Source organism: Azospirillum sp. B506, assembly GCF_000333595.1.
Taxonomy (GTDB): Bacteria; Pseudomonadota; Alphaproteobacteria; order Azospirillales; family Azospirillaceae; genus Azospirillum.
Genome location: NZ_BADK01000704.1, coordinates 1 through 4,424, shown reverse-complemented (window position 1 = coordinate 4,424; position 4,424 = coordinate 1). Strand labels below are relative to the sequence as shown.

2 protein-coding genes are annotated in these 4,424 nt (G+C 68.3%); one reads left to right on the top strand and one right to left on the bottom strand.

Annotation, left to right across the window (positions count from 1 at the left end):
• A partial coding sequence (polA, locus tag I71_RS21070) for a DNA polymerase I (RefSeq protein ID WP_042697633.1) occupies nt 1–2,346 on the top strand: 2,346 nt, incomplete at its 5' end.
• A 517-nt stretch (nt 2,347–2,863) separates the two neighbouring features.
• Here polA and I71_RS21065 read toward each other — a convergent pair.
• Nucleotides 2,864–4,424, bottom strand: a 1,561-nt coding sequence (locus I71_RS21065) for a hypothetical protein (protein ID WP_307189017.1), incomplete at its 5' end; no start/stop codon positions are given.

Sequence of the window (4,424 nt, the reverse complement as noted above, 5' to 3'; positions counted from 1 at the left end):
TCCGCCGGAGAAGTGGTCGACGTGCAGGCGCTCGCCGGCGACAGCGTCGACAATGTCCCCGGTGTGCCCGGCATCGGCGTGAAGACCGCCGCCCAGCTGATCACCGAATATGGCGACCTGGAAGCGCTGCTGGCCAATGCCGGGCAGATCAAGCAGCCGGCCCGCCGCCAGAAGCTGATCGAGTTCGCCGATCTCGCCCGCGTCTCCCGCCGTCTGGTCCTGCTCGACGATCGGGTGCCGCCGCCCAAGCCGCTCGACGAGTTGCGCGTGCGCGAGCCGGACCACCAGCGTCTGATCGACTTCCTGCGCGCCCAGGGCTTCCGCAGCATCGTCTCCCGCGTCGAGATGGAGATGCAGAAGGACGGGCGCATTGCCGACGGGGCCGGCGGTGCGCTTCCGCCTCCCGGGTCCGTACCCACGCCCGCCGCGACGTCTCCGGTCCCGGCCGCCAGCCCGTCCGGGGAGGACCGCCCGGCCCGCAAGACGGTGCTGACCGTGCCGGAGGTGCGCTACGAGCTGGTGCAGGACGCCGACGCGCTGCGTCGCTGGGTCGAGCGGGCACGCGAGACCGGCGTGCTGGCGGTCGATACCGAGACCGACAGCCTGACACCGGCCACCGCCACGCTGGTTGGCGTCTCGCTCTCGACCGAACCGGGCATCGCCTGCTACATCCCGCTCGCCCACAAGGCGGAGGGAGCCGCCGCCGCCGGCCAGCTCGACTTCGACGCTCCGCCGCCGCCGGCACAGATCCCGACCGGCGAGGCGATGGCGATCCTGAAGGACGTGCTGGAGGACCGGTCGGTCCTGAAGATCGGTCACAACTTCAAGTTCGACCACCAGCTGTTCGCCCGCAACGGCATCGCCGTTTCGCCGGTGGACGACAGCATGCTGATCTCCTATGTGCTGGAGGGCGGTTCGCACGGCCATGGCATGGACGAGCTGGCGGAGCTGCATCTCGCCTACACGCCGATTCCCTTCAAGGAGGTCTGCGGCACCGGCAAGAACCAGATCACCTTCGACCGTGTGCCGCTGGACAAGGCGCTGGCCTATGCCGCCGAGGACGCCGACATCACGCTGCGCCTGTGGACGCTGCTGAAGCCGCGGTTGGTGGACGACCGCATGGTGACCGTCTACGAGACGCTCGACCGCCCGCTGGTCCCGGTGGTGGCCGACATGGAGCGGGCCGGCGTCCGCATCGACAAGACGGCGCTGTCCGACCTGTCGAAGAGTCTGTCCGAGCGCCTCGTCGAGATCGAGAAGGATGTCCACGCGCTTGCCGGCCAGAGCTTCAACATCGGCTCGCCCAAGCAACTGGGCGAAATCCTGTTCGACAATCTCAAGCTCGGCACCGGCAAAAAGGGCAAGACCGGCGCCTATTCCACCGACAGCAGCGTGCTGGAGGAGTTGTCCGAGCAGGGCCATACCATCGCCCAGCGCGTTCTCGACTGGCGCCAGCTCGCCAAGCTGAAGAGCACCTACACCGACGCGCTTCAGGAGAAGATCTCGCCGGTCACCGGCCGCGTCCACACCGCCTTCGCGCTGGCAGCGACCAACACCGGCCGCCTGTCCTCCACCGATCCGAACCTGCAGAACATCCCGGTGCGGACGGAGGAGGGCAAGAAGATCCGCCGCGCCTTCGTGGCGTCGCCCGGCTTCAAGCTGCTGAGCGTCGATTATTCGCAGATCGAGCTGCGTCTGGTGGCGGAGATGGCGAACATCCAGGCGCTGAAGGACGCCTTCCGCGACGGTCTGGACATTCACGCCGCCACCGCCGCGCAGGTTTTCGGCATCCCGCTGGAGCAGATGACGCCGGACATCCGCCGCAAGGCCAAGGCGATCAATTTCGGCATCATCTACGGCATCTCCGGTTTCGGGTTGGGCCGCCAGCTTGGCATCGCGCCGGGGGAGGCCAACGCCTTCATCAAGACCTATCTGGAGCGCTTCCACGAGCTGAAGGTGTGGATGGAGGCAACCAAGGCCTTCGCCCGCCAGCATGGCTATGTGGTGACGCTGTTCGGCCGCCGCTGCTACATGCCCGGCATCCAGGAGAAGAACGCCGCCCGCCGCGCCTTCGCCGAGCGTCAGGCGATCAACGCCCCGATCCAGGGCACGGCCGCCGACATCATGAAGCGCGCGATGAACCGCATGCCGGGCGCGCTGGCCGCCGCCGGCAGCGAGGCGCGGATGTTGCTGCAGGTGCATGACGAACTGCTGTTCGAGGTGCCGGAAGCGGAGGCCGAGGAGGCCGCGCGGATCGTGCGCGCGGTGATGGAGGGGGCGGCGCATCTCGGCGTGCCGCTGGTGGCGGAAGCCGGGATCGGCGACAATTGGGAAGAGGCGCACTGAGGGGGACGAGTATCCCCCTCTCCCCCCGGGGAGAGGGGATTCCAGTTGCGCCCTACGCCACGATCCGCACCGGCACGCCCTTCGCGGCGGGCGTCTTCGACGCCTCGTCGTGATACCACAGCGGAATCAGCGGGTTCATTTCCGGGTAGTCTCGATCAGGGCGCGGATGCGGCTGTAATCGGCCACCCACACGTCCCACATCACCCTCGGATTGGGCCGCAGGGTCGCTTTCGCCACGCCCGCGACGATGGCGGCCTCCTATTTCAGATGCGGGCTGGCCGGGGTGTTGTTCCCCAGCGAGCAGTCGATACTCATGGGGGAATGTTCCGGCATTTGGGGGGCTTCTGGGTGGCGGTTTTGCCGTTCCAATCGAATCCAACCCGCTGGACGCCGTCCGGTTCCCACCATCCACCTGCCACTGCGAACGGTGACGCGGCGGCTCGGTGTGCGCAACCGCACCCAACCGACGCTTGCCACCATGAAATCCGGGATCAAGCCATCGTCATGATCCGGTGGCTTACCGCGGTGCCGGACCGATGCCGCGCTGCTGGGCGGCGTCCAGCAGGCTGATGAGTTCGCCCGACACCCACCAGCGGCAGCGGCGGCGTTCTTCGGTGGCGACCGTCACGACGCGCTCGATCAGCTTGTTTTCCCCGGAATCCAGTTCACGCCCGTCGCGCAGAGCCCGCTCCGCAATGCCCATCAGCGTCCGGTCGATGGCCGTCACTTCGATGGGATAGCCGGTTTCTTCCGCCAGTTCGCACAGTTCGGCCATGGTGGACAGCGCGTCTTCGCGGTCGTACGCACCGATCTGGCGGAAGAGCCCGGCCAGATGCTCGCCGATGGCGGTCAGCCACGGGTTGGTGGAGGCGGCGATGCCGCGGCGGCGCAGGCGGTGGTTGAAGCCGTTGATGAAGCGCACCGGGGCGATCAGCAGACGGGTGGAACTGCTGGCGTTGAGCGTCAGCAGCCGGTGGCTCAGCACCGGCACCACCTCTCCTTCCACCAGCCCGGTCACCCGGCCGACGGCGGTGCCCACCGCTGCCCAGTTGCGTCCGCCCCGCTCGACACCGAAGCCCTGCAGCGCATCGTACCAGCGAAAGGCGCGCTCCTGCAGCCGGTCCACCGTCTCGCCGGCCGTCAGCTGCGGCGGGGCGGGGCGGCCGAGATGCAAATCCTCCAGCTTCTGGCGCAGGCATTGCCAGGCGAACTGCACATGGCCGATCGCCGCCTCCACCAGAACCGGATTGGGGGACATGCCATAGAGCGCCAGCGCCTGATCGGGATCGCGCGACCCGTTCAGCAGGGCCAGCGCATATTGCATCGCTCCTTCCGTGCTGCCGCTTCCGGCCATCGTCGACACGGCGTGCAACAGGCCGATGGTGTCGCGCGGACGGACCGCCCCCCTCCACAGCGGCGCATGCCCCAGCATGGCGTCCAGCATCGCCAGATCGCCCATCGACAGGGGGGAAACACCCGCCAGCCCGCGCTTTTGCAGCAGGATCACCCGTTCGGCGTTGGCCGTGGCCAACAGCGGTCCGGCCCCGCCGCGCTGGCGCAGGATCGCCAGCGAGCGGACCCGAAGCTCCTCCGCCCACTCTGCCGCGGCGGGAGAGGCGAGGACGCCGTCGAGCGGATGTTCGCTGGCGCGGGCGGCGATGTCGGCCTGCACCCGTCCGGCCAGTTCGCGCAGATGCGGCAGCAGGGCGAACCACCAGGCGCTGGCGTCGACCACATGCATGCAGCCGGGCGGCCGGCTTTCCGCCAGCATCAGCGAATCGGTGCGCAGCATCACCGGATCGAACCAGCCGGTCCAGATGCGGCGCGCATGTTCGGTGCGTGGTCCGTTCAGCATGGCGACGATCAGGCGCCCGACCTCCACGGTCATCTGGTCGTCTTCCAGATGACCGGCCTGGACAAGCTCGAACAGTTTGGACTTCTGCGCACGGTCAAGCGGCGCCAGGATCGCTTTCACCTTGTCGAGGCTGACGAGGGCCGGATCGGCTTCGACCGCATGGAGCGGCACGGTCTGAAGGGAGGCGCTGCGGTTTGGGCGGCCGGCCATGGCGTTACGGGCG